The organism is Paenibacillus phytohabitans (assembly GCF_013141775.1).
Taxonomy (GTDB): domain Bacteria; phylum Bacillota; class Bacilli; order Paenibacillales; family Paenibacillaceae; genus Paenibacillus_AQ; species Paenibacillus_AQ phytohabitans.
This window is the reverse complement of sequence record NZ_WHOB01000034.1, coordinates 1-3,849: the sequence shown is the minus strand read 5'-3', so window position 1 is coordinate 3,849 and position 3,849 is coordinate 1. Positions and strand designations below refer to the sequence as shown.

Genomic DNA, 3,849 nt, shown 5'->3' with positions numbered 1-3,849 from the left:
AGGTACTGGGTTCACCAGCATCCAGGAGAGTATCGGCAGCCGGCAGTGTGGCCAACCAGCGCGCACCGGGCGCACCGGCTTCCGGAAGAACGTCTACCGCAGCAGCTGCGGATCCGCGCGCAGCCGGCGACCAATCAACATGGTGAAACTGTTGCCGGGTCCTGCAGGCGGGCTGGTGGACCGCCTGCGAGTTATTGATCGCTGTGCCGCCGGCTGCTGGATACTGGGCTCACCGGATTCCAGCAGAGCACTGGCAGTAGCTGCAATAGATCGGCAGCCGGCAGTGTGGCAACTGGCGAGCCGGGCGCACCGGCTTCCGGAAGAACGTCTACCGCTGCTGCGGATCCGCGTGCAGCCGGCCACCATTAACCAGGGCAAAGCAGTTGCCGTGCTCCTACCGGCGGGTCAGTGGAACCCCCGGCGAGTTATCGATCGCTGCCCCGGCGGTAGCCAGGTAATGGAGCTTAGCGGCAGCAGCTGCGGTAGATCTGCAGATGGCAGTGTGGCCAGCTGGAGCGCACCAGGCGCACCAACCTTCGGAAGAACGTCTACCGCTTAATCAGGGTAAGACAGCCGCCGCAGTCCTAGAGGTAAGGCTAGTGGCTTCTAGTGAGGCTTCCATCAATGCGCCGAGTGCGGCTTGCTATTTACTTAACAATCCTCGTTTTACTTTGTAGAGTTTATAAGCTTCTTCATAGCACGTAGAAAAATATCCTATTGGATTATTTATTTTTATTTTCATAGATACATCACCAGTTGAAAGATCAAGATTGCAAGAATTCTCAAAATAACGCTCACAAGCTTTGATAACTATTTCAGGTAAAAGAATATCTTTATGATGCTGTATTAACATTAAAAAAATTGATTCTATGTAACTCTCATGCATCGGTATATTATCTGCAATGTAACAATACTTAGGTAGATTACTTTTGAGAACTTCGTATATTTCATTATTATTAAACGAAATATTTGTAGAGGAGGCATTAGCCGCCCCAATCAACCGTTCATTCAATTTTGAATCTGTAGTAATCTCTGTAGTAATCTCTGGTATTGCTTGTCCACCATGGAGGTTCGGAGTTCGATTATGGAGATCCGTTCGTCCAATATGAGGTCCCGAATTTCCTGACTGGAGATAGGAATTTCCATTCTGGAGTAACGAATCTCCATAATCATTTTCCGTACCTCCAAATTGGAGGTACGGAAAACCAATTTGGAGATTCGTTATATTTAATGTTCGTTGTAGTGACTCATAACCTTCCAAATGATATCCTTTGGCGCTCAAATCAGTCATGATTTGAATTAAATCAACCCTGTATTGAAATGTTTTGTCCCAAGAATAGTTGGGATTTCTTCGTTCATAGATCCAACCATGATCTATTAAACTTTTAATTTTTCTTCTTATGGTTTGATCACTAGAATTGAGCATTAATTCGGTTGATAGCTCTTCTGCCTTTTTGTAGAACCAACCATGGTCAAATTTAAGATTAGGCAAGACGCCATTCAAGGACATACGCTCTGTTTCTTCTTGAATTAATTTATCAGCATCCTTGACTCTTTCAGACCAGTAAACGAATTGGTTAAGTATTAAAGCTGATACATAATCGCCAGTTAAAGCGACTAATTCTTCTTTAATTACAACTCTCTTCAGCTTAATTGGATTCGGCATAACAACCTCCTGTTTGTGTAAAAAAATGTATGGAATAGAGCACCCTTTAAACGGGTATTTGAACAGACAATTGTGTGTTATGGCAGTAGCTAAAACTTTAGGGGTTACTATTATGAACTTTTCACATGGTGTTAAATTGTAAATAGAGGTGAACAATGTGCTCCGAACCTACTTCGCATCTTATGCAGCTTTTCCCTTCACGCCCTTCTGAAAAAGAACCACGTTGTTCGTTTAGATGAAATACCCCTTTAATAGATGAATTTATATTGTTAATGAAACAGAAAAAGCCCACGATCTGCCTATACAAAGACAAATCGAGGGCTTGTAAACACTTGAAAAATAGATGACACTATGGTAAATTAGTATATATCAATACCATAAATAAGGTATTAAAGAAATACCCCAGGTCATTGTTAAAGCACTGATTCACCGATGTCCAGATCGGTTGATTCGGCACACTAGCCTAAGAGCTCCAACTCTTTTACTAGTAGCTTTTTCAATGGCTATTTCTTTGTCAAAAGAACAATTAAGTTATCCACATTTTAGCACACAAGGTGCTAAAAAAGAAGAGAAAAGTTGTCCACAGTACTCCTCAAAACTTATATATTGTCGGAATTTTGTTTATTTTTTTTAAATATGCACCAAAGAAATGCAACTCCAGCCTCCACTAAAAATACCCACCCAAGGGCGGGGGTTGTTAAAATTTCCATACAAATCTCTCCTTTTTCATGTTATTCTGGAGAGGCGTGGTACCGGCAAAGTTTCACGCCTCTTGATTAAGTCGGATGCTCCTACGCATTCGGCTTTTTTGTTTGATTAATAAGGTTGTGCAGCTGGTCTAATTCCTGTGATTTAGACAGGACTATAGCAGAATCTAAACCATATAAGTTGCTTAACTCATACATTTCTAATCTAAGAACCTCGAATTGAGAATATACTTCCTGTGCGGGCATACACATACTGTTCACCTCCTTTTTATTTTATTATACCATTAAAACATCTTTTGTAAACTATTTATATTTATAATTAAATAAATAAAAAAGCCCATGTCGGATAAGATATCCACATAGGCTTTTAGGTATATAATTCATTCCATTTCCAACCTTTGATCACAGTCACCGCATAGAATATTCAGGTTTTTATTATATGCTCTTACTGATACCCCACATGATGAACATATCCATTTAATTGACTTTGAACTTGATTCATTATTATTAATAATACCAGAACTCATTACTTCAGCAGGATCTTTGCCCTCTGCCAAAGCTTTGAAATAAGTGTATCCATGGCGTGCAATAACAAAAATTTCTTTTCTGATCGGCATTTCTTCTATTTTTTTTTTAGCTTCTTTTCCAAGTCTCGCATAGCTCCATCCATGTGTAGGATGTGGTTTATCCTCTTGGTATTCAAACCCTAGCTCTAAAACTTTTTGTTTAAAATTTTTATTATGATAGGCTCCCTTCCGGCTAGTATCTTGTATTCCTATTGTTAAATGGTAGAGATGGACCATTTCATGTAATACCGTGTCCATTGTTTCAAAAAAATCTTGATCCATAAACTCAGCAGAAAGATTAAGTTCATACATTTGTAACGAACCGTCTTGAGTACCCCAAACCGGTTTTGTTGAGCACCACCCCATAGATAGTCTGTGATGTCCATTTGATTGTATAGTTATAGCTGGTGTGGATAAAATTCCTTCAAAATAGGTTAGATTAAACAGTTTAAAAACATGGTGAATTTCTTTCGTTATATCGCTTAATGTCAAAGACTTCACATCAAACAATGAACACCCTCCTATTTTTGAGACATATGTCTCAAAAAGATATTAAACTTATCTTACCATATTACTATAAATTATTTTCAAATAATTTAGTTACTCATCTATGCCAGCGCACCAAGTATGAAGGCCTAGTGGCATCGGTCGCCTCCTGTTACGGATCCGCAGCAGCTGCGGTAGACGTCCCTTCCGAAAGCCAGTGCGCCGGTTGGCCACACTGCCAGCTGCAGATCTACCGCAGCTGCTGCCGGTCTCCATGGCTGCCGGTGAGCCCCAGTACCCGGCTCCCGCCGATGCATCGATCGATAACTCGCCGGTGATCCACTAGCCCGCCTGCAGGACCGTGGCAACTGCTTTGCCCTGGTTTGATTGGTCGCCGGTTGCGCGCGGTCTGCAGCAGCGGCGG

4 protein-coding genes are annotated in these 3,849 nt (G+C 41.6%); 1 reads left to right on the top strand and 3 read right to left on the bottom strand.

The features are described 5' to 3' along the window. Positions 1 to 139: 139 nt before the first annotated feature. Positions 140 to 559, top strand: a complete 420-nt coding sequence (locus GC101_RS12930; RefSeq protein WP_171717610.1) for a hypothetical protein — start codon at positions 140 to 142, stop codon at positions 557 to 559. Between the two features lie 84 nt (positions 560 to 643). Here the strand turns inward: GC101_RS12930 and GC101_RS12925 are convergent, their stop codons facing one another. The 3 genes from GC101_RS12925 to GC101_RS12915 all read right to left on the bottom strand — a co-directional run bounded on the left by GC101_RS12925 (position 644) and on the right by GC101_RS12915 (position 3,440). Next, positions 644 to 1,666 (bottom strand): hypothetical protein, encoded by a 1,023-nt coding sequence (locus GC101_RS12925; RefSeq protein ID WP_171717609.1) that lies wholly within the window; start codon positions 1,664 to 1,666, stop codon positions 644 to 646. A 791-nt stretch (positions 1,667 to 2,457) separates the two neighbouring features. Continuing rightward, entirely contained in the window at positions 2,458 to 2,619 is a 162-nt protein-coding gene (locus GC101_RS36910) for a Spo0E family sporulation regulatory protein-aspartic acid phosphatase (RefSeq protein WP_171717608.1), read from the bottom strand. A gap of 134 nt (positions 2,620 to 2,753) precedes the next feature. Then, on the bottom strand, positions 2,754 to 3,440 hold the full coding sequence (locus GC101_RS12915) for a SprT-like domain-containing protein (protein WP_343049682.1): 687 nt from the start codon (positions 3,438 to 3,440) through the stop codon (positions 2,754 to 2,756). Positions 3,441 to 3,849 lie beyond the last annotated feature (409 nt).

Coding starts and splice junctions, on each gene's coding strand:
- GC101_RS12925 (WP_171717609.1), bottom strand. CDS start 1,666: ATGCCGAATCCAATTAAGCTGAAGAGAGTTGTAATTAAAGAAGAATTA.
- GC101_RS12930 (WP_171717610.1), top strand. CDS start 140: ATGGTGAAACTGTTGCCGGGTCCTGCAGGCGGGCTGGTGGACCGCCTG.
- GC101_RS36910 (WP_171717608.1), bottom strand. CDS start 2,619: ATGCCCGCACAGGAAGTATATTCTCAATTCGAGGTTCTTAGATTAGAA.